This is a genomic window from Aeromonas sp. s5, assembly GCF_040907865.1.
In the GTDB taxonomy this organism is placed as follows: domain Bacteria; phylum Pseudomonadota; class Gammaproteobacteria; order Enterobacterales; family Aeromonadaceae; genus Aeromonas; species Aeromonas dhakensis.
In genome coordinates, this window is sequence record NZ_JBFOCO010000016.1 from 1 (window position 1) to 20,070 (window position 20,070).

At 62.3% G+C, this 20,070-nt stretch carries 16 protein-coding genes; 9 read left to right on the top strand and 7 right to left on the bottom strand.

Features of this window, described 5'->3' with window-relative positions; genetic code table 11:
- Positions 1 to 31: 31 nt before the first annotated feature.
- Positions 32 to 364: a cupin domain-containing protein gene (locus tag AB5Y94_RS10355; RefSeq protein WP_124251015.1), complete on the bottom strand. Its 333-nt coding sequence runs from the start codon at positions 362 to 364 to the stop codon at positions 32 to 34.
- 226 nt (positions 365 to 590) lie between these two features.
- On the opposite strand from AB5Y94_RS10355, the gene AB5Y94_RS10360 reads away from it, so the two are divergent.
- From AB5Y94_RS10360 to AB5Y94_RS10380, 5 genes are all read left to right on the top strand, one after another.
- Positions 591 to 1,949, top strand: a complete 1,359-nt coding sequence (locus tag AB5Y94_RS10360; RefSeq protein ID WP_368205455.1) for an NCS2 family permease — start codon at positions 591 to 593, stop codon at positions 1,947 to 1,949.
- 239 nt (positions 1,950 to 2,188) lie between these two features.
- Positions 2,189 to 3,259 carry a dihydroxyacetone kinase subunit DhaK gene (gene dhaK, locus AB5Y94_RS10365; protein ID WP_017765519.1) on the top strand — a complete coding sequence of 357 codons (1,071 nt, stop codon included), beginning with the start codon at positions 2,189 to 2,191 and terminating at the stop codon, positions 3,257 to 3,259.
- 9 nt (positions 3,260 to 3,268) lie between these two features.
- Positions 3,269 to 3,898 (top strand): dihydroxyacetone kinase subunit DhaL, encoded by a 630-nt coding sequence (gene dhaL / locus AB5Y94_RS10370; protein WP_017765520.1) that lies wholly within the window; start codon positions 3,269 to 3,271, stop codon positions 3,896 to 3,898.
- 2 nt (positions 3,899 to 3,900) lie between these two features.
- The gene (gene dhaM / locus AB5Y94_RS10375) at positions 3,901 to 4,617 is read left to right on the top strand and encodes a dihydroxyacetone kinase phosphoryl donor subunit DhaM (protein ID WP_099360419.1); all 717 of its coding nucleotides are present in this window, start codon (positions 3,901 to 3,903) and stop codon (positions 4,615 to 4,617) included.
- Positions 4,618 to 4,757: 140 nt separating this feature from the next.
- Positions 4,758 to 5,840, top strand: a complete 1,083-nt coding sequence (locus AB5Y94_RS10380; protein WP_368205456.1) for a glycerol dehydrogenase — start codon at positions 4,758 to 4,760, stop codon at positions 5,838 to 5,840.
- Positions 5,841 to 5,929: 89 nt separating this feature from the next.
- On the opposite strand, the gene dhaR is transcribed toward AB5Y94_RS10380, so the two are convergent.
- Both dhaR and AB5Y94_RS10390 read right to left on the bottom strand, forming a co-directional pair.
- Positions 5,930 to 7,840, bottom strand: a complete 1,911-nt coding sequence (dhaR, locus tag AB5Y94_RS10385) for a dihydroxyacetone kinase operon transcriptional regulator DhaR (protein WP_368205457.1) — start codon at positions 7,838 to 7,840, stop codon at positions 5,930 to 5,932.
- A gap of 67 nt (positions 7,841 to 7,907) precedes the next feature.
- Positions 7,908 to 8,801, bottom strand: coding sequence for a LysR family transcriptional regulator (locus tag AB5Y94_RS10390; RefSeq protein WP_054543645.1), 894 nt, complete (start codon positions 8,799 to 8,801; stop codon positions 7,908 to 7,910).
- A 155-nt stretch (positions 8,802 to 8,956) separates the two neighbouring features.
- Here AB5Y94_RS10390 and AB5Y94_RS10395 point away from each other — a divergent pair, with 155 nt between their 5' ends.
- From AB5Y94_RS10395 to AB5Y94_RS10405, 3 genes are all read left to right on the top strand, one after another.
- On the top strand, positions 8,957 to 10,090 hold the full coding sequence (locus tag AB5Y94_RS10395) for an agmatine/peptidylarginine deiminase (protein ID WP_368205458.1): 1,134 nt from the start codon (positions 8,957 to 8,959) through the stop codon (positions 10,088 to 10,090).
- Positions 10,091 to 10,590: 500 nt separating this feature from the next.
- Positions 10,591 to 12,738 carry a hypothetical protein gene (locus AB5Y94_RS10400; RefSeq protein WP_368205459.1) on the top strand — a complete coding sequence of 716 codons (2,148 nt, stop codon included), beginning with the start codon at positions 10,591 to 10,593 and terminating at the stop codon, positions 12,736 to 12,738.
- Positions 12,738 to 14,444, top strand: coding sequence for a LeoA/HP0731 family dynamin-like GTPase (locus tag AB5Y94_RS10405; RefSeq protein WP_368205460.1), 1,707 nt, complete (start codon positions 12,738 to 12,740; stop codon positions 14,442 to 14,444). The genes AB5Y94_RS10400 and AB5Y94_RS10405 overlap by 1 nt, the downstream gene beginning before the upstream one ends.
- 306 nt (positions 14,445 to 14,750) lie before the next feature.
- Here the strand turns inward: AB5Y94_RS10405 and ydiK are convergent, their stop codons facing one another.
- Together ydiK and AB5Y94_RS10415 are read right to left on the bottom strand one after the other, a co-directional pair.
- On the bottom strand, positions 14,751 to 15,836 hold the full coding sequence (gene ydiK, locus AB5Y94_RS10410; protein ID WP_368205461.1) for an AI-2E family transporter YdiK: 1,086 nt from the start codon (positions 15,834 to 15,836) through the stop codon (positions 14,751 to 14,753).
- On the bottom strand, positions 15,833 to 17,212 hold the full coding sequence (locus tag AB5Y94_RS10415) for a phosphatase PAP2 family protein (RefSeq protein WP_368205462.1): 1,380 nt from the start codon (positions 17,210 to 17,212) through the stop codon (positions 15,833 to 15,835). Before AB5Y94_RS10415 ends, ydiK begins: the two co-directional genes overlap by 4 nt.
- A 196-nt stretch (positions 17,213 to 17,408) precedes the next feature.
- Between AB5Y94_RS10415 and AB5Y94_RS10420 the strand changes: the two genes are divergently transcribed.
- Positions 17,409 to 17,789: a hypothetical protein gene (locus AB5Y94_RS10420; RefSeq protein ID WP_161957736.1), complete on the top strand. Its 381-nt coding sequence runs from the start codon at positions 17,409 to 17,411 to the stop codon at positions 17,787 to 17,789.
- A gap of 54 nt (positions 17,790 to 17,843) precedes the next feature.
- Here the strand turns inward: AB5Y94_RS10420 and AB5Y94_RS10425 are convergent, their stop codons facing one another.
- Both AB5Y94_RS10425 and AB5Y94_RS10430 read right to left on the bottom strand, forming a co-directional pair.
- Positions 17,844 to 18,617: an ABC transporter substrate-binding protein gene (locus tag AB5Y94_RS10425; protein ID WP_005306204.1), complete on the bottom strand. Its 774-nt coding sequence runs from the start codon at positions 18,615 to 18,617 to the stop codon at positions 17,844 to 17,846.
- A gap of 128 nt (positions 18,618 to 18,745) precedes the next feature.
- Positions 18,746 to 19,960 carry a hypothetical protein gene (locus AB5Y94_RS10430; RefSeq protein WP_368205463.1) on the bottom strand — a complete coding sequence of 405 codons (1,215 nt, stop codon included), beginning with the start codon at positions 19,958 to 19,960 and terminating at the stop codon, positions 18,746 to 18,748.
- Positions 19,961 to 20,070 lie beyond the last annotated feature (110 nt).

Genomic DNA, 20,070 nt, shown 5'->3' on the forward strand with positions numbered 1-20,070 from the left:
CCCCAAATTCCCTCTTTTCTCCTTACTCACTTCAGTAAAACACGCAGAGCCAAACGGTGGTCATGTCGGGATGGGTCCACTCGACCCTGTGCTTCTGGCGGGCAGGGATATTGATGTGATCTCCCGGCCCCAGCTGGACCAGCTGTTGTTGTTGGGTTTGCGGTTCGATGAACAGCAGGCTGGCTTCGCCCTGCACCACCAGGATCCACTCATGTTCGTCCTGATCGTACCATTCACCGGGGGCCGTCTGATGGCCATGGGAGAGAATGCGCTCGATCCTCAGGTGATTGGTACTGACCAGATCCTGAAAGAGTTCGGTGGGGAGTGGCGAGGGGATATCGTTCAGCAGATTGCGGGTGTGCATGGGTATCTCCCGTCTGGCGGCGTGAATGGTTACCTGCAGTATAGGTGGGTCGTTTACGCTCGCAGGGGAAGAGGGGCAGCCTGAACCCGTCATATCTGTGCCCGAACGAGAACGTTCCCTGTGATTTTGATGAAAAAATCAGGGAAATCGCTGCAATCCGGATAAATTCTTGCTATTTTGCGCGCCATTCACGCAAACGATTTCCTTCACACTTTCAGGATTAGTTATGGCAAAGCAAGATATGGCCGCCCAATCAGGGAATGGCGGCTTTCTGGACTCTTATTTTTCCATTTCTGCGCGCGGCAGCAGCGTGCGTCAGGAGCTGGTCGCAGGGCTGACCACCTTTCTGGCCATGGTCTACAGCATCATAGTGGTGCCGAACATGCTGGGTGCTGCCGGCTTTGAGCAGGGCCCGGTGTTTGTGGCGACCTGCTTGATCGCCGCTTTCGGCTCCCTGCTGATGGGGCTGTGGGCCAAGCTGCCGATGGCCATCGGTTGCGCCATCTCCCTCACCGCCTTTACCGCCTTCAGCCTGGTGCTGGGGCAGGGGCTGAGCATTCCGGTGGCGCTGGGCGCCATCTTCCTGATGGGTGTGCTGTTCACCCTGATCAGTGTCACCGGTGTGCGCCAGTGGATCCTGGACAACCTCCCCTCCGGCATCGCCCACGGCACCGGCATCGGTATCGGCCTGTTCCTGCTGCTGATCGCCACCAACGGTGTCGGCATGGTGATCAAGAACGAAGGAGCCGGTCTGCCGGTACAACTGGGTGAAGTGACCGCTTTCCCGGTCATCATGACGGTGCTGGGTCTGGCCGCCATCTTTGGTCTGGAACGTCGCAAGGTGCCGGGCGGCATCCTGATGGTGATCATCGCCATCTCCATCCTCGGCCTCATCTTCGACCCGAAAGTGACCTGGCAGGGCTTCTTCGCCATGCCGAGCCTGACTGGCGAGAAGGGCTCGCTGGTAGGCAGCATGGATCTGCTGGGCGCCCTCAATCCGGTGGTGATTCCGACCGTACTGGCGCTGGTGATGACCGCGGTGTTTGACGCCACCGGTACCATCCGTGCCGTGGCCGGTCAGGCTGGCCTTATCAACGAACGTGGCCATATCATCAGCGGCGGCAAGGCCCTGACTGCCGACTCCGTCAGCAGCATGGTGGCAGGCGCCGTCGGTGGCGCTCCGGCTGCCGTCTACATCGAGTCTGCCGCAGGCACCGCAGCTGGCGGCAAGACCGGTCTGACCGCCGCGCTGGTCGGCGTGCTGTTCCTGCTGATGATCTTCCTCTCCCCGCTCAGCTATCTGGTACCGGCTTACGCCACCGCACCTGCGCTGATGTACGTCGGTCTGCTGATGCTGGGCAACGTCACCAAGCTGGACTTCAACGACTCGGTCGATGCGCTCTCCGGCATGCTGTGCGCCGTCTTCATCGTGCTCACCTGCAACATAGTCACCGGCATCATGCTGGGCTTCGTGGCGCTGGTGATCGGTCGCCTGTTTGCCACCGAGTGGAAGAAGCTCAACATCGGCACCGTCATCATCGCCGTGGCGCTGGTCGTTTTCTATGCCGGTGGTTGGGCCATCTAACCCGTCAGCTTATTGAGGTTGTAGCGAAGGGCCCCTGCAGGGCCCTTTTTGTTGGCTGTGAGACGGCTAACAGTTTTGCTCTTATTTGCTCCGCATTGTTTCAGATTGAAACGCCAGCCTCTCTTCTGCTGTTTCAAATCCGAACCAAACCGCCCGTCATTTTTATCCTCTTTTCTGCCGTTAGACTGGCTCCATCAACCATTTGCCCACCCGAGCGGTGGCAAGCCAAGGAGTGAGCCATGAAGAAACTGATCAATGCCGTCGATGCCGTGGTCCGTGAACAGCTGATGGGGATGGCCGCCGCCCACCCCGAGCTCAAGGTGCGTATCGAGCCCCACTTCATCACCCGTGCCGATGCTCCCGTGATGGGCAAGGTGGCGCTGGTTTCCGGCGGTGGCAGTGGCCACGAGCCGATGCACGGTGGCCTGGTGGGCAAGGGGATGCTGGATGGTGCCTGCCCCGGCGAGATCTTCACCTCGCCTACGCCGGATCAGATGTACGAGTGCGGCCAGGCGGTCGATGGCGGCGCCGGCGTGCTGTTTCTGGTGAAGAACTACACCGGCGACGTGCTCAATTTCGAGACTGCGGTCGAGCTGCTGCACGGTGATGGTGTCAAGGTGGGGTTCGCCCTCATCGATGACGACGTGGCTGTGAAGGACAGCCTCTATACCGCCGGTCGCCGTGGCGTTGCCACGACCGTACTGTGCGAGAAGCTGGTCGGTGCCGCCGCCGAGGCGGGCTATGATCTGGCGCGTTGCGAGGCGCTGGCCCGCCGCGTCAACAACCAGAGCCGCACCATAGGGGTGGCCATGCATGCCTGCACCGTGCCAGCCGCCGGCAAGCCCTCCTTCACCCTGGCGGACAACGAGGTGGAGTTCGGCGTCGGCATCCACGGCGAGCCGGGCATCGAACGCCGCCCCTTCACCGACCTCAACGCCCTAGTGGACGACATGTTCAAGGAGCTGGTCGACAACACCCCCTATGGCCGCACCCTGCGCCACTGGGACAGAGCCTCCGGCAGCTGGCAGGAGGAGCACACCTTTATCGAGCCGTTCAACAAGGGTGACCGGGTCATCGCGCTGGTCAACAGCCTGGGCGGCACTCCCATCTCCGAGCTCTACGGTGTCTATGGCCGCCTTGCAACCCTGTGCGAAGAGGCGGGCATCCATCTGGTGCGCAACCTGATCGGCCCCTACTGCACCTCCCTCGACATGACCGGCATCTCCATCACCCTGCTCAAGGTGGATGACGAACTGATGACCCTGTGGGATGCCCCCGTTCACACCCCTGCCCTGCGCCGCGGCTGCTGAGGAATATTCATGTTAAGCAAGCATCAAATCGTCAACTGGCTGCTCGACTGCGAGCACATCTTCACCGAGCAGCGTGACTACCTCACGGCGCTGGATACCGACATCGGCGACGGCGACCACGGCCTCAACATGCAACGCGGTTTCGCCAAGGTGGCCGAGAAGCTGCCGGCGGTGGCGGACAAAGACATCGGCCAGGTGCTGAAAACCACCGGCATGACGCTGCTCTCCTCGGTCGGCGGCGCCAGCGGCCCACTCTACGGCACCTTCTTCATCCGGGCCGCGGCCAGCAGCGATGCCTGCCAGAGCCTGACCCTTGGCCAGCTAGGCAAGATGCTGAGCGACGGGGTGGAGGGGATCGTCTCGCGCGGTCGCGCCGAGCCGGGTGACAAGACCATGTGCGATGCCTGGTGGCCGGCCCTGGCCGCCCTGCAGCAGGCGGAGCAACAAGGCTTGCCGCTGCCCGAGGCGCTGGACAGGGCGGTGGCGGCCGCTGCCGCCGGCACCGAGGCCACCATCCAGATGCAGGCTCGCAAGGGGCGCGCCAGCTATCTTGGCGAGCGCAGCATCGGCCATCAGGATGCCGGGGCCACTTCGACCCTGCTGCTGCTGACCGCCCTGCGTGACAGAGCGAGGTTGTAGACATGATCGGAATCGTAGTGGTCTCTCACAGCGCCATGCTGGCAGCCGGCTTGAAAGCGCTGGCCGATCAGCTGGGCAGCCCGGCGAAACTGTTGCTGGCGGCCGGGGTCGATGACCCCGATCACCCCATCGGCACCGACGCCATCGCCGTGATGAGTGCGATTGAAGAAGCGGATGACGGCAGCGGCGTGCTGGTGCTGATGGACTTGGGCAGCGCCCTCCTGAGTGCCGAGACCGCCCTCGAGTTGCTGCCCCCTGAGCTGAGTGCCCGGGTGCGGCTCTGCCCGGCCCCGCTGGTCGAGGGCACCCTGGCCGCCGTGGTGGCGGCCGGTTCCGGCCTGATGCTGGACGAGGTCGCCGCCGAGGCGCTGGGGGCCCTTGGCCCGAAACAGGCGATGTTGCCGGGCAAGGCGGAGCCGCAGACCGTTGAAGCCGCTCCTGCCCCTGACGACGGCTGGATGCGCTGCGAGGTGGTGGTAGACAATGCCCACGGCCTGCACGTGCGCCCCGCCGCCCGCCTGGTGGCCGCCCTCAAGCCCTTTGCCGCCGAACTCAAGCTGCAGAAGGGGGAGAAAGAGGCCAATCCCCGCAGCCTGACCCGACTCACCATGCTCGATGTGCGCCAGGGGGACACGCTCACCCTGCTGGCACGCGGGGAGGATGCCGAGGCCGCCTTGGCCTGCTTCCAGCAGCTGGCTGCGGAGCGCTTCGGCGACTGACGCCACTGTTTCAAGGCGCTGCACTCGCTTGCTGAGCCGGTGCAGCCCCATTCAAGACGAAGGACTCCCCGGCACTGCCGCCCCTTCGCCTCCTTTAATTTCAAAAGAAGTCTTACGAAATAAAGAGAGAGGGATAAAATATGGACCGCATCATCATCAGCCCCAGCAAATACGTGCAAGGCAACGGGGCCCTCGCCAACATAGGCAACTACGTCAAGGCACTCGGCGCCAAGCCGCTGATCCTGGCCGACGCCTTCGTCACCAAACTCGTTGGCGATACCGTGGGCACCAGCTTCCACGGGGCAGGCATCCAGCCCGAGTTCGACTGCTTCAACGGCGAGTGCTCCCGCCCCGAGATCGACCGCCTGCTGGCCCGCTGCAAGCAGACGCCATTTGACGTCATCATCGGCATCGGCGGCGGCAAGACGCTGGATACCGCCAAGTCGGTCGCCTTCTACCAGCAGGTGCCGGTGGTCATAGTGCCGACTATCGCTTCCACCGATGCCCCCACCAGCGCGCTGGCGGTCATCTACACCCCGGAAGGGCAGTTCAGCGAATACCTGATGATCCCGACCAACCCCAACATGGTCATCATGGATACCGGCGTGGTCTCCCGCGCCCCGGTGCGGCTCTTGGTCTCCGGCATGGGGGATGCGCTCTCCACCTACTTCGAGGCGCGCGCCAACAAGGTGTCCGGTTGCCAGACCATGGCCGGTGGTGCCTCCACCTTGGCGGCCCAGGCCATCGCCGAGCTCTGCTACAAGACCCTGCTGACCGATGGCTACAAGGCCAAGCTGGCGGTGGAGCAGGGGCTCTGCACCAAGGCGGTGGAGAACATCATCGAGGCCAACACCTATCTGAGCGGTATCGGCTTCGAGAGCAGCGGTCTGGCCGCCGCCCACGCCGTTCACAACGGCCTGACCCAGCTGGCCGAGTGTCACCACCTCTACCACGGTGAGAAGGTGGCATTCGGTACCCTGGTGCAGCTGGTGCTGGAGAACGCGCCCATGGCGGAGATCGAAACCGTGTTGGGTTTCTGCCGCTCCATCGGCCTGCCCACCAACCTGCATATGATGGGGGTCAAGGAGCTGGACATGGCGCGCCTGATGGAGGTGGCCAAGGCCTCTACCGCGGAAGGGGAGACCATCCACAACATGCCGTTCAAGGTCACCGCCGAGGATGTGCTGGCGGCCATCGTCACCGCCCACCAGCTGGGGTTGTAATGACCAGCCAGCTTGCCATAGAAAAGGCCCCGCATCTGCGGGGCCTTTTTCATGTTCAGCGAACCGATATGTAGTGGCTCGGGCCGGCGTCAGCCGTGATAGTCGGCAGGATCGATCTCGAGCAGCTTGAGCCGCCGCCAGAGGGTGGTGCGGCTGATGCCAAGATGCTGGGCCATCTGGCTCACCTGCCCCTTGCAGGCGTGGGCGCAGCGCAAAATGGCCTGGCGCTCCAGCTCGGCCAGGGTGAGCAGCGGCTGCCCCACCACCTCGTCCGCCACCCGCTGATAGCCGTGGCGAATGGCCGCGGGCAGCGCCTCCGGCGGGATCGGCCCCTGACCGGCATGAAGCAGTGCATGCTCGATGGCGCTGCGCAGCTCCCCGAGATTGCCGGGCCAGGGGTAGGCGAGCAGGCAGTCGAGGGCCGCCGGGCTGAACTGGCGCACCGGCTCGCGCCCCTGCGCAGCCAGCTGCTGGCTGATGAGGCCGGGCAGATCGGCGGCGCGCTCGCGCAGGCCTGGCAGCCACAGCTCGCACGCCTGCAGGGCATAGAGCAGCTGGCGGCCGAAGTGCCCCTCCTGCACCTTCTGCTCCAGCGGGGCGCTACTGGTGGCGATGATCCGCACCTTGAGCGGCAGGATACGGGCCGAGTCGAAGCGCTGCAGGCGACCGGTCTTGAGCAGTTGCAGCAGCGCCGCCTGCATGGGGGCAGAGAGGCACTCCACCTGCTCCAGCACCAGCGTGCCGCCGTGGGCCAGTTCGAACTTGCCGGCCCGCTCCTGTCCGGCCTCGTCAGAGCCCATCAGCTCCAGCGCCATCCGCTCGCTCGGCAGGGCCTGACAGTTGAGGGTGATGAGTGGCCCGGCGGCCCGTTCGCTGCCGAAGTGGATCGCCTCCGCCAGCTGGGCCTTGCCCACCTCCTCCTCGCCGCGCAGCAGGATGGGGCCCGGGCTTTGGGCCGCCTGCCGGGCGTAACGCAGCAGCTTGCGCATGGCGCTCGATTCGCCCACCAGCGCCGACAGCTCGGGCACCGTCTGGCGCAGCTGATGGATGGCCCGCAGCCGATCGACCGGGTGCAGCAGCACGATAAAGCTGACGCCGTCCGGCCCGGGCAGCGGCTTGAGGCTCACCAGCGCACTGATGAACTCCGCCTCTTGCCTGCCCACCCGCTCCAGCGTTACCTCCACGTGGCTCAGGGTGGTCTGCCCCTTGATGGCGAGCTGCAACCGCTGGGGCAGCAGCAGGTGCTGCTCCAGCGGTTGGCCGAGGCAGAGCGCCGGATCGAGCCGCAGCCGATTGGCCGCCAGCGCGTTGAGGTAGCGCAGCCGGCCCTGCGGATCCCAGGCCAGTACGCCGTCATCCATGCCATCCAACAGGGCGTAGAGCTCGCTCAGGTGGTGCTGGGACTCCTGCATCAGGGTCTCCATCTGCAGCAGGTGGGCCAGCTCGCGCCCGGCGCTGACGGTGAGCGCCAGATCGCCGGCGCTCGCCTCCTCCACCTTGCAGGTCAGCGCCATGATGGCGACCTGACGGCCGTTGCTGTTGTAGACCGGGCTGGCGCAGCAGTGCCAGGGGTGCAGGGTCTGGTTGAAGTGCTGGGGGCCGCTGACGCAGAGCGGCACTCCCTCCAGCGCCGCCAGGTTGATGGCATTGGTGCCGATGCGCCCCTCGCTGAAGAAGGCACCGGGGCCAAACCCCAGCGCCGCCAGCTCGCGCAGGGTGTCGGGGTGACCGGTCTGGGCCAGCAGGCAGCCGCTCTCGTCGGTGAGCAGCAGGGCGCAGGGGCGCCCCTCCATGAATTCGTAGAGATCTTCGAGCGCCATCTCGCCGGTGGTGAGCAGGTCGCGCTTGCGCTGGCGCAGGCTCTGCAAGGTCTGCCCCTTGGCGCTGTGGGGCGGATGCCAGAGGGTGGCGCTGGTCTGGTGGGCGCAGCGCAGCCAGGAGGCTTGCAGATAGTCAGGCCAGGCCCGGGCTGGCGGCATGGAGGCGGACAGGATGGTCACGACAAGATCCGGCAAAGAGACGAACGCCCATTTAACCACCCTTGCCGGCCCGATTCAGTGACCTGCCTCAGAGGGATGGCAAACCATTCTCGGCGGGAGCGGGGTCGGCAAACTGCAACTCAAGCCAGCGACAGAAGGCGCGGCACTCCGGCATGGTCTCGCTCTCCTGATGTACCAGCAGATGCCACTGCGGCCCCTTGACCCTGTGGGTGGAGAGTGGCAATAGCTGCCCCTGCTGACGGGCGGGATGGGAGAGCCGCTCGCTCACTAGGGCGATGCCGAGCCCCTGACAGGCGGCGTCCAGCAAGAGGCCGGGATCGGAGAAGTTGAGCCCCCGGGTCTGCAGGTACAGATCCTCTCCACCCTTGAGGGTCCAGTGGTGCCAGTCCAGCTCACGCTCCCCGTGCAGGGTGGTGCGCTCTGCCGCAGGTAGCGCCAGCACGGCGGGGGCAGCCACCGGCAGCAGGCGGTCTGCCAGCAGCAGCTGGTGGCGGCACTCGGCCTGGGGGGCCAGCTCCCAGCGCAGGGCGAGATCGATGGTCTGCTCGGCCATGTCGGGCTCTTCGTCGCTGGTGAACAGCCAGAGATCGACCTCGGGATGGGCGCGATGAAAGGCCCCCAGCCGCGGCAGCAACCAGTGGCGGGCGAGGGTTGTGCTGGTGTTGAGCACCAGCTGGTTGGGTTTGCGGTACTGCTCCAGCCGCTGGATCCCCATCGCCAGCTGCAACAGCACGCTCTGGGTGGTCTCCAGCAGATCCTGCCCCGCATCGGTGAGGGTGACCGAGCGCCCCTGCCGGTGAAACAGCGGCTGGCCCAGCAGCTCTTCCAGCGAGCGGATCTGCTGGCTGATGGCGGACTGGGTCAGGTGCAGCTCCTGCGCTGCCTGATGAAAACTGCCGAGTCTGGCCGCCGCCTCAAAGCCCCGCAGCACGTTGAGCGGGGGCCACTGCTTGAACACCATTGATTAGCTCCACTTATCACTTTTACCGAAAATCGATCGTTTGTTAGCCACCCATACAGCAGATAGTCTATTACTCAACGCAGATTGATTAACAGCGCTTGTCATTTTCGGCCACTCATCGACGGACAATAGCGCGATCATCCAAGGAGTTTTTCATGTCATCCCGACGCAACGTCTTGAAACAGCTGGCCGCCATCGGCGCGCTGGCCGGGCTCGGCAACCTGCCGGGCAAGGTCAGTGCAGCCAGCAACAACGTAGGTGAAGATACCGCCACCAGCGGCGAGCCGTTCCATATGCCCGATGAGGCCGCCTCTCAGACCCGGGTCTGGGTCGCCTTTGCCGCCAGCGCGGCCATCTGGGGCCGCGATTACCAAGAGGTGCAGGCGACCATAGGCCGGCTGGTTAAGGCCATGGTGCCTTATACCCAGGTGAACGTGCTCTGCCGCGCAGCCGAACAGGCGCTGGCCCGCCAGCTCTGCGGCGAGCAGAACACCCGCTTTGTCGTCTCCGAGCTGGACGACATCTGGCTGCGGGATACCGGTGGCGTCTTCGTCCAGAACGGCGAAGGGGCGCTGGGGCTGGTGGATTTCAACTTCAACGGCTGGGGCGACAAGCAGGAGCACGAACAGGATGCGGGGGTAGCCGAGCTGGTCAGCAAGCAGGCGGATGCCCGATATCTGCAGAGCAAGCTGACCGGTGAGAGGGGTGGCATCGAGGTGGATGGCAAGGGGACCGCCATCCTGACCGAGAGCTGCTGGTTCAACAGCAACCGCAATCCGGGGGTAAGCAAGGCACAGCTGGAGGCGGAGCTGAAAGCCAATCTGGGGCTGCGCAAAATCATCTGGCTGCCCGGCATCAAGGGCCGTGACATCACAGATGCCCACATCGATTTCTACGCCCGCTTTGTACGCCCCGGGGTGGTGGTGGTCAATCTGGACAACGACCCCCAGTCCCACGACTACGAGGTGACCCGCCGGCACCTGGCCATCCTCAAACAGGCCACCGATGCGGACGGCAACAAGCTGGAACTGCATGTGCTGCCGCCACCGCTGGACGGGCGGGACAACCGATTCAGCCGCAGCCGCGACTTCGCCGCCGGTTATATCAACTATCTGTCGATCAATGGTGCGGTGATCGCCCCCGAGTTTGGCGACAAGGCGGCCGACCGCTACTGCCACGAGTTGTTGGCCCGCCTCTATCCCGGCCGCGACATCGTGCAGATCAATATCGATCCGGTGGCCGCCGGTGGCGGCGGCATTCACTGCATCACCCTCCACCAGCCAGCCTGACCTTCCCCTACCCACTGATAACCCGGAGCGTTGCCACACCCCGGGTTATTTCTCCACGCCATTTCTGTTAACCACGTGCCCCGGCACCACCGCCGTTCTGTATCTTGGCCAGCTATGTCATATAGCGTGTCACCTCCATCACACTCCCGAGTTATTCAAGTTGCTGAGACTGGGTGGGGCTTTTCATTACCGATCCTTCAGTGTATTTTGCCCAACTGAACGAAACATAGAGCCAAAAGAGGATGTTTGGCACATACATTTAGCACCGGAAACAAGCTGTTAATATTTTGATTCAAATTGAGTTTTTTGTGGCGGTTATCCGAGCGCTCAAGGTTATAAGGAAGGCTTGATGAACGGATTAGTAATACCTCATATACAGAACCTTAAGCAGTCGGTCCTTTTTAAAACTCCTTCCGATGTTCTGTATCTGTATCAAGGGGAAGTTTGTGCCAACTGAAGCTTTGACTCCAAGTGGGGTCTACCAAACAATATTACTTGAAGTGGATCGCATTTTGCGAAATCTAACGCAGACCACTAGCGATCCAACGCTACAAAAAGCCAATGAAAATGCGCACCAGCAACTGGATGCCTTTCGTCAAAAGCTGAACGAGAACATTGATAGTCTGCAAAAAAATGCCGAGTGGAATACCTTCACGATTGCCTTTTACGGCGAAACCAACGCTGGCAAATCGACGATCATCGAAACCCTGCGCATTCTGCTCAAAGAGCAAAGTAAGCGTTCACGCCAGCAGGCGTTCCGCGCCTTTCAGCAGGAACATCAGCTGACGGACAGCGATATCGAAACCCTGCAGCACGCCCTGAGCGAGAACGAAAAACGGGCCGCCGAGCTAGCTCACGCCATTGAGGCGATCAATCTGGACTACGCCGATCGCGAACATACCTTCCAGAGTCAGATTGACGCCATCTCCGCCCTCATCGCCGACCAGCGCAAACAATTTTCCCTGTGGCGGAAGTTCATTCACCTGTGGGTAAAAACCGCCGAGCAAAAAGAGAAAGAGAGCCAGACTATCCTCAGGCAGGCGCTGGCGCATGAAAAGGCTAACGCGCTGAAATCCCTCCAGACGCAAAAAGCGGAGTGCGATTCCCACGCGGCCTCCCTGCGACAACTGCAGGCCGCGCAGAAAAGCAAGCTGGACGAACTCTCCCTGCTGGCCGACGGTGAGATCATCGGCACCGGTGTGTCTGACTTCACCATGGACACCACGCTTTACCCGTTCGACGCCCACAACCAGCGCTTTGCCCTGCTGGACGTGCCGGGCATTGAAGGGAAAGAGAGCAAAGTTCTGACGCAAATTCAGCAGGCGGTCGAAAAGGCCCACGCCGTGTTCTACGTCACCAGCAAACCAACTGCGCCGCAGAAAGGCGATGACAATGCGCCGGGAACACTGGAAAAAATCAAAGCGCATCTGAATGCGCAAACCGAAGTCTGGACCCTGTTTAACAAGCGCATCACCAACGCCGTGCAGCTGAATCGCCCGACTCTCGTCAGCGATGACGAGCAGCTGAGCCTCGACGATCTGAATAAAAAAATGCGCGAGCAGCTGGGCGATAATTACCGCGATACCTGGTCCGTTAGCGCCCTGCCGGCCTTCCTGAGCGTGGCGGAGCACCTGGTTCCGGGGTCAGAAAACGCCAAAAAGCGGGTCAAATTATTAGAAAAATTAGAATCGGAGACGATCCTAGAAAAAACCGGTCTGACCGGATTTTTATCCTTGCTGACCCAACGGCTGGTCTCTGACAGCAAGGCCAAGATCGCCCGCTCCAACTTCAACAAAGCCCGCACGACGGTGGAGGATGTCACCGCCGAGCTGTCGACGTTGCAAAAAGAGAGCTACGGTAAACTCGCGAAACAGCTGCAAAACGACACCGTTAGCGCCCATCAGCTGCTGGACATTGCGCAGGCATCCTTAAAAACGCGCCTGATTAATCAGGCCGAAGAGGCGGTCGATGCCTTCCGCAGCCGCGCGAGAAAGCAGGTGTACAGCGAAATTGAAGACGACATCAGCAACGATCGCTTCAAGGATGAGCTGGAAACCGCCATCCGGCAGCAGCACGCGACGCTGGAAGAAACGCTGCCGGGTATTTTCAAAGCCGAACTGGATACCTTCAAAGAGGAAACGGAAGAGATTGTGCAGCGGTTTCAGAAATACGCGCAGGATATTCTCGCCACTTACTCGAAGCTCCAGCAGCAGAAATTCGATAACCAGTTCGAACTGAAGATCAATATCGATAATGGCGTGAAGCTCACCAGCCTGGTGGCGACTCTGGCAGGCGGCGCACTGCTGCTCTGGAACCCGGCGGGCTGGATGATCCTCGCACCGGCGCTGGCGGGAATGGTGTTCGCCGCCTACAAAGCGGTGCGCAGCTTCTTTAGCTCCTCTTATAAAATCTCCCAGCAAAAACAGTCAGCGGACGACAACCTCAACAAAATCGCCCGCAACATGAAGTCAGCGATTGAGGACGGCATCGACAACGTCTTCCCGGAGCTGGAAGAGAAGGTCACACAGCTGAAAACCATGCTGGAAGAGCCCACCCGCCAGGCCGCTGAGATCAACAAAATCCTGATTAACGCGACCACTAATTTACGCCATCTGTCACACAGCCTTGCGGCCGCAGGAGAGAAATAATGGAAAAGACGCTGGATGTATTTAAATCGCAGCAGGCGAAGAACCTCGAAATCCTCACCAATCTGAACGCGTTTTTGCAGCAGGGCGAGGCTTTTGGCATTCAGATGGACCCGCATCTGCTGCACAAATTAGAGATGGCGAAAGAGAACGCTGCCAACGGCAAACTGCACATTGCGCTAATTGGAGGGTTCTCCGAGGGCAAAACCTCGATTGCGGCGGCGTGGATGGAGAAACTGGACAAGGCGAGCATGAACATCAGCCACCAGGAGTCATCCAACGAGGTGAAAGTGTACGATGTGGGTTCTGATTTTGTGCTGATCGACACCCCCGGGCTGTTCGGCTTTAAAGAGCAGTTCGATGAGGGGACGCAGTCGATGGAAAAGTACAAAGACATGACCAAGAAATACGTCAGCGAAGCGCATCTCGTTTTGTATGTCATGAACTCGACTAACCCGATTAAAGAGAGCCATAAGCAGGATCTGGAGTGGCTGTTCCGCACCCTGAACCTGCTGGACCGCACGGTGTTCGTCCTCAGCCGCTTTGATGAAGTGGCGGACGTGGAGGACGAGGAGGATTACCAGTCGAATGCGCGCGTGAAGTGCCAGAATGTGGCGTCACGCCTGCAAGACTTGATCGCCCTGACGCCAGATGAGCGCGACGCCCTGAGCATCGTCGCCGTCGCCGCTAACCCATTCGATATGGGCACGGAATACTGGCTGGAAAACCCGGAGAAATTCCGCGCGCTGTCGCACATCAGCACTCTGCAAACGGCGACCAGCCAAAAAATCGCCGTCAGCGGCGGCCTGCAGGCGCTTGGCGAAGAGACCAAAAAGAGCGTGATTCGCGACATTCTGACCCGCAAACTGCCTGTGGCCATCGAGCAGGATCAGCGCATTCGCGAAGAGGTGGCGGATCTGGTTGTGATCCACCAGCGGATGCAGAAAGAGATGAGCGCCATGCAGGCCAAAATGAGCGACATTCGCACGTCACTGCGCACCTTCGTCACGGACTACTTCTCCGATCTGATCCTTCAGGCCGAAGGGCTGAGCATGGAGACCTACCAGATCTTTTTCGAACGCGAGGTGGGCGATAAAGGCATTGTGCTGTCGACGCGTCTGCAAAACGAATTCGATCGCCGTCTGCAGACCGTTTCCCAGGCGCTGGATAAGATGCAGGTGGGCTATAACGCCGAAATCAGCCACTACAACGGCACTCTGACCGCGATGGGTAAACAGGGGCTGGACTATGTGGTGAAAAGCAACGTCATCAATAACGCTACAGTGCTTGCTACCCGCGATGGCGTGGTGTCGTTGGCGAAAATGGTCGGGCTGGATCTCGGCAAGATGCTGAAATGTAAGCCCTGGGGGGCAGTGAACCTGGCGAAAGGGTTAAATGGATTGCTGTCAGTCGCCGGGCTGGCGCTGGAAGCCTGGGACTCTTACGCGCAGGCGAAGCGTGAAAAACTGTTTGCCGAAAGCATTCAGAGTATGGTGGCGAACTTCCGCGCCCAGCGTGAAGAGCTGATTGAAATTCTGAACGCACCGGATTACGTCGATCGCTTCTTCGCAGGCTACGTCGTGATGCACGGCGAGCTTGAAGGACTTGAGCAGACGCTGCGCCACAGCAAGGAGCGCCAGGCGCAGTTTGCCAAATGGCGCGAGCAGGCCGAGGCCATCGAAGCTGAGTTTACCCATGTAAATGCCTGATAACGTGTAAGTATCAGGCCTGCTCGTAGATTAGCCGTAAGGCGTAATCGGACGTTTGCGTAAATCACTTATCCAGCTATATACAGTCCACCGCATTCCCCTCTCTGACAGATGCCGCTGATTCACGGAAACGCCGGGACAGCGGCATCTTGATCGCCCGATTACGTTTTGCCAATCGAACCTGCATGGGGCGGTAATATGTGGGGTATGCAGGTTGGAACGAATTAGCAAACCTGATGCTATTGCCATAAACAAAAGAGCCGCCCGATGGGCGACTCCTTGGCATCAGCGATGGTGACTGATTCGTTATTCGACCTTGGGTGGTTCAACCACGGCCGCCGCCGGGTGGTCATCTTCCTTGATCCAGGCATCCAGCAGGGTGTAGCCCACTGCCAGCACCACCGGGCCGATAAAGAGGCCGATGATCCCCATCGCCAGCAAGCCGCCGATAACCCCCACCAGAATGAGGATGAGCGGCAGGTCGGCGCCGCGCTTGATCAGGAAGGGACGCAGGAAGTTGTCCATGGTGCCCGCCAGCAGCGACCAGACCAGCAGGAAGGTGCCCCAGGTGGTGTCGCCGCTCCAGTAGAGGTAGCCGACACAGGCCAGCAGCACCGGGAAGGGGCCAATCTGGGCGACGATCAGCAGGAACATCACCACCACCAGGATCATGGTGTAGGGGATGCCGGCAATCAGCAGACCGATACCGGCCACCGAGGATTGCACCAGGGCGGTCACCACGACCCCCATGGCCACGGCGCGGATCGCCTGTGAAGCGAGCACGGTGGCGTTGTCGCCGCGCTCGCCGGCCAGCCGGTGGGCGAAGCGGCGAATGCCGGTCGCCACCACTTCACCGGAGTGGTAGAGCAGGCCGCAGATGCCGACGGTCAGCAGGAAGTGGACGAACAGCAGCCCCAGGTTGCCCGCTTGGGAGGCGAGCCAGCGGGCGGTCTGGCCGAAGTAGGGGGCCAGCTTGGCAAACAGCACCTGACCACCGCTCGCCAGGATCTGCTGCCAGAAGTCGTAAAGCTTGCCGCCCACCAGCGGCACCTGCTGCAGCCAGAGCAGCTCGGGGGGCGGGGAGTGGCTGATGGTGGTGCCCAGCTCGATCAGCATGGGCGCCTTCTCCGCCACGTTGGCCAGCGCCATGAAGAGCGGGATGACGAACATCAGCAGCAGCACCAGGGTCATGAAGAGGGCCGCCAGGGCGCGCTTGCCCCACAGCAGGCGCTGCACCATCAACATCAGTGGCCAGGTGGCGATGGTGATCATGGTGGCCCACACCAGCGCGGGCAGGAAGGGGCGCAGCACCATGAAACAGGAGACGATGAGGAGGCTGATAAACAGCACTCCCAGGGTTATCTTGGCTAAATCCACTTTTTTCATATTCATAGCAATCCCTTGTCAGGGCCTGGGCCCTTGGGTAGCGGGTCATTATTCACGAGAGAGAGTATCCACCAGAGACCGGCGCTCAACCAGAGCCCCAGGCAACAATAAAGCAGCCACTGGCCGAGCAGAATGAGCCAGGAGCTGGTCAGCCAGAGCGGCAGCGCCCACCACAATGCCCCCAGCGGCAGGCCACCGAGCAGGGCCAGCAAGGGGAGGCGCCAGCCGGCCGGCGCCGTGCGCGGCAGCGGCAACATCATGCCGAGGGTCAGCCCCAGGCTGAAGGTGGCCAGGCCTGCCAGCGCCGAGGATTGGCTCCACCCGGCGGCCAGCGCGCAGGCGAGGGTGAGCCCGGCGCAGCCCCGGCGACTGGCTGCCAGGCCGGCGAGGCGGGGATACAGGGCCAGCAGTAAGGCGCCAAGTAGCAAACCGGCCGCCACATCCGACAGGAAGTGCACCCCGAGCCAGACCCGGGCCAATCCGGTCAGGGCGGCCAGCAGCAGGGCCAGGGTGGCACTGCGCCAGGGGCTGGCGGGCCAGCAGGCTCTCAGCAACACGCCCCAGAACAGCAACGCAGAGGCGGCGTGGCCGCTCGGCATGCCGAAGCCCTGGGCGCTGCCCTGTGCCAGGGCGGGGTCGAGGTGGAAGGGTCTGGGCCAGCCAATCCCCTCCTTGGCCAGCTGCACCAGCAGGGTGAGGGTCAGCATGGCCAGCAGCAGCTGGCGCACCCGGGGCCAGCCCAGCCAGGGCAGCAGCAAGGGTAGCAGGGCAAGCTGAAAGGCGGCTGAACCGAACAGGTTGCTGACCTCGAGCCAGCGCACCTGGGCACCGAGCCAGGTCTGCAGCTGGTGGATCAGCGAGACTTCCATGCGGTGCAGTGCATTGCCCTCGCCACGAAAATCGGGCAGCCACAGCACGGGGCTGTCGGGCATGGCGGCCAGTTGGGGGGCCAGCCAGTCGAGCTGGGCCGGGAAGCGGCGTTGCTCATCCGGCAACCGGGCCGGCGCGATCAGCCTGGCATTGAGGATCTCGCCGCCCAGATTGGGGGCCTGCAGCAGGGAGACGAAGCCAGAGCCGGCCTGTGCGCGGATGGGCTCCAGGGTTTGACAGGCAAACAACAGGGCGCGCTGCCATGGCCCCAGCTCGGCGACGACCCTGCCCCGCAGGCCAGTCTCTTCATACAGCTCCCGCAGCGCCGCCTGTTGCGGCGTCTCTCCTGCATCTATGTAGCCACCGGTCAGGCTGTAGCGGGAGGAGACCCTGTCTTGCACCAGCAACAGCTGCTGCTGGTGCTTGACCACGCAGACGGCCGCCGTCGGGGCGGCAAGGAGGGGCGGTGACGACAGCAGGAGGCAGAGCAGCAAAAAACAGTGGCGCAACATGAAGGCCTGACCGATAGGGGGTGATGGGCACAAGCGTCACAGAAATCAGATAGTTGGGCAATGGTTTGTGGCCGGACGCCGGGGCCGGGCCGGCGTGGCAAGCGGGCGACCCGGCGCGCAAGGATTGCCGTGGGGTAAGGCAGTCCCTAGTATTGGCAGCTATGTTATTTCCATGCAGCAAACCTTGGGACCTTCCATGAAACAGTTTGGTTTTTTTCTGGGCATCGCCATCGGTGTCATCCTGATCCTGTTCGGCAGCATCGTCATCTTCCAGGCCCTGCCTGCCGCACTGGACGTGCTGGAGATGCCGAGCCGCATCCCCTTCGTGCGCGAGGTGTACACCTGGCTGATGACCAGTGCCAGCGGCCTGACCGGCCAGCTGGAGCAGAACTTCCTGGAGGCGTTCCAGACCGTGCTCAAGCTGATCCTGCTCATCACCTTCATGTGGGTCTGCGTCAAGCTGGTCAACATGGGGGTCTTGATCATCCGGGCCGGGGTCGACCTCATCCGCACGGCCATCGAGCACAGCGAGGGCGCCCAGACCAAGAAGTCCGAGCACGACCATCACTTCCAGTGAGCGGCTCGCACCATGAAACAGGCCACCTTCGGGTGGCCTGTTTGCATCTGGTACTTACTCTATTCGCGGCAGGTGATCGGCTGGCGGTGGCTGCACCACATCCTGGTAGCGGGCGATGAGCTGCTTGAAGGCCTCCCCCTGTCTGACCTTGTCGAGCGCCTGCTGCAGGCGGGCGACCTGCTGTTTGTCCGCCGCCGGGTTGAAGGCGAAGCAGTTGTCCTGATCCGCCAGGGTGGCGACGGTGACGAAAGTCTCGGGGGCAAAGCCCAGCTGCCTGGCCTGATGAAACAGCATCACCTCGTTGCCGGCCACCAGATCGGTGCGGGCCATGATGAGCTGGCGCACCACCTGATCCATGCGCTCCACCGACATCAGGTTGGCGGGGCTGATGCCCCGGTTGAGCAGCAGCTGCTCCCCCACGTCCGCCTGCATCACCCCGATCTGCAGCCTGGTGAGATCGGCCTTGCCGGTCACCTTGGGGGCATCCCGCTTGCGGCCCACCAGAGACACCCGCGAGTGGCTGATGGGGCAGACCCAGAGGAAGTGGGGATCCCGCGCCCGGGTGTGGGCCGTGGTGAACAGCACGGCATCCGGCTGCTGGGTCAGCAGGTACCAGGCCTTGGCCCAGGGCATGAAGTGGATGGGTTGCTCCGGCTCCCCCATCTCTTGCCACATCAGTCTCAACAGCTCTACCGCCAGGCCGGTGCTGTTGCCCTTCTCATCCTGGCCGTTGAACGGCATGTTCTGCTCGGAGTAATAGGTGAACGCCGAGGCGGGCAGGGCGGCCCCCAGACAGCAGCAGACAAACAGACCGAGCAGACGCGACATGGCAGCACTCCTTGCGAAAAGTCGTCTTCATCCAGTTTAGGGAGTTATGCCGAGAAGTTCATGATTTCCGCTGCCAGGGAGCGGGCGGGGAAAACGACCAGGCCATCTTGCGATGGCCTGGGAAGGGGTTACTTGAGTAGAGCTTCCATCTCGGCTTCGGCGGCGGCGCGCGCGGCTTCGGCCTTGGCGGCCTGTTGCTGCACGGTGGCAGCGGCGCTGCTGACTGCCTGCTTGGCGGGCTCGGTCACGGCCTTGGTGGCCTGCTGCTGCGCGGTGGCATCCGCGCTGCTGACTGCCTGCTTGGCAGGCTCGGTCACGGCCTTGGTGGCCTGTTGCTGCACGGTGGTCGTGGCGCTGCTGGCAGCTTGCTTGACTGGTTCGGTCACGGCCTTGGTGGCTTGCTGCTGCACGGTGGCAGTGGCGTTGCTGACCGCCTGTTTGGCCGGCTCGGTCACTGTCTTGGCGGCCTGTTGCTGCACAGTGGCAGCGGCGCTGCTGACCGCCTGCTTGGCGGGTTCGGTCACGGTTTTGGCAGCTTGCTGCTGCACGGTGGTCGTGGCGCTGCTGACCGCCTGCTTGGCGGGCTCGGTCACTGTCTTGGCAGCTTGTTGCTGCACGGTGGTCGTGGCGTTGCTGACCGCCTGCTTGGCAGGCTCGGATACCGCCTTGGTGGCCTGCTGTTGTACGGTAGCAGTGGCACTGCTGGCTGCCTTGCCGGCTTGTCGCTGGGCCGAGGTAGCGGCGCCGTTCACGACCTGCTGGGTGGTGTCAGCCATGGTCTTGCTGGCGCCCTGCTGCAGGGAACCCAGCACGCTGCCGAAGAGCGAGCTACCGGTGGCCGCGCCGCTCAGGCTGTTGGTGGCACCGGAGAGCGCACTGGCTGCCGGATTGCCCTGCGCCTGCCAGTTCTGCATCTCGCTGGGCCAGCTCGGAGCGCTGGCCGCCAGGTTTTCGCCAAAGACCTGGGGCGTGCCGTCGCCCTTGAGCAGCATCACGGACATCTGGTTGGTCTGCGAGTTCCAGACCATGCCTGCCTGTTTGGCCACCTCGGGCATGGGAGCATAGCGGGAGACCACGTAGAACAGCGGCCCCTCCTGCTGCAGCTCGTTGGCGGTCTTGAGCAACTGCATGGTGCTGTCGTAGTTGGGGCCGAGGATGGCGGTCATCCGGTCCTTGATCAGGGGCTGTTCAAACAGGTTGGCCTGGTTGGGATCGAAGCCGACCAGGGGTTTGAGCAGGGCCCACATCAGCTGGCTGGTGGGGCTCATCATCAGCAGGGGGGCAACGCAGGCGGACAACATCAGGCTCAGGCAGGCCGCCTGGAGCAACGGCATGATACGCATTGGGATAATATCCAAATAACGATTTGATTAATAAGGTTATATTTGTCTGGGGCCGACAAATTCAACGGGTTCTCCTGGCCCGGTTCTGAGACGGGCGGGCAGGCGCTGGC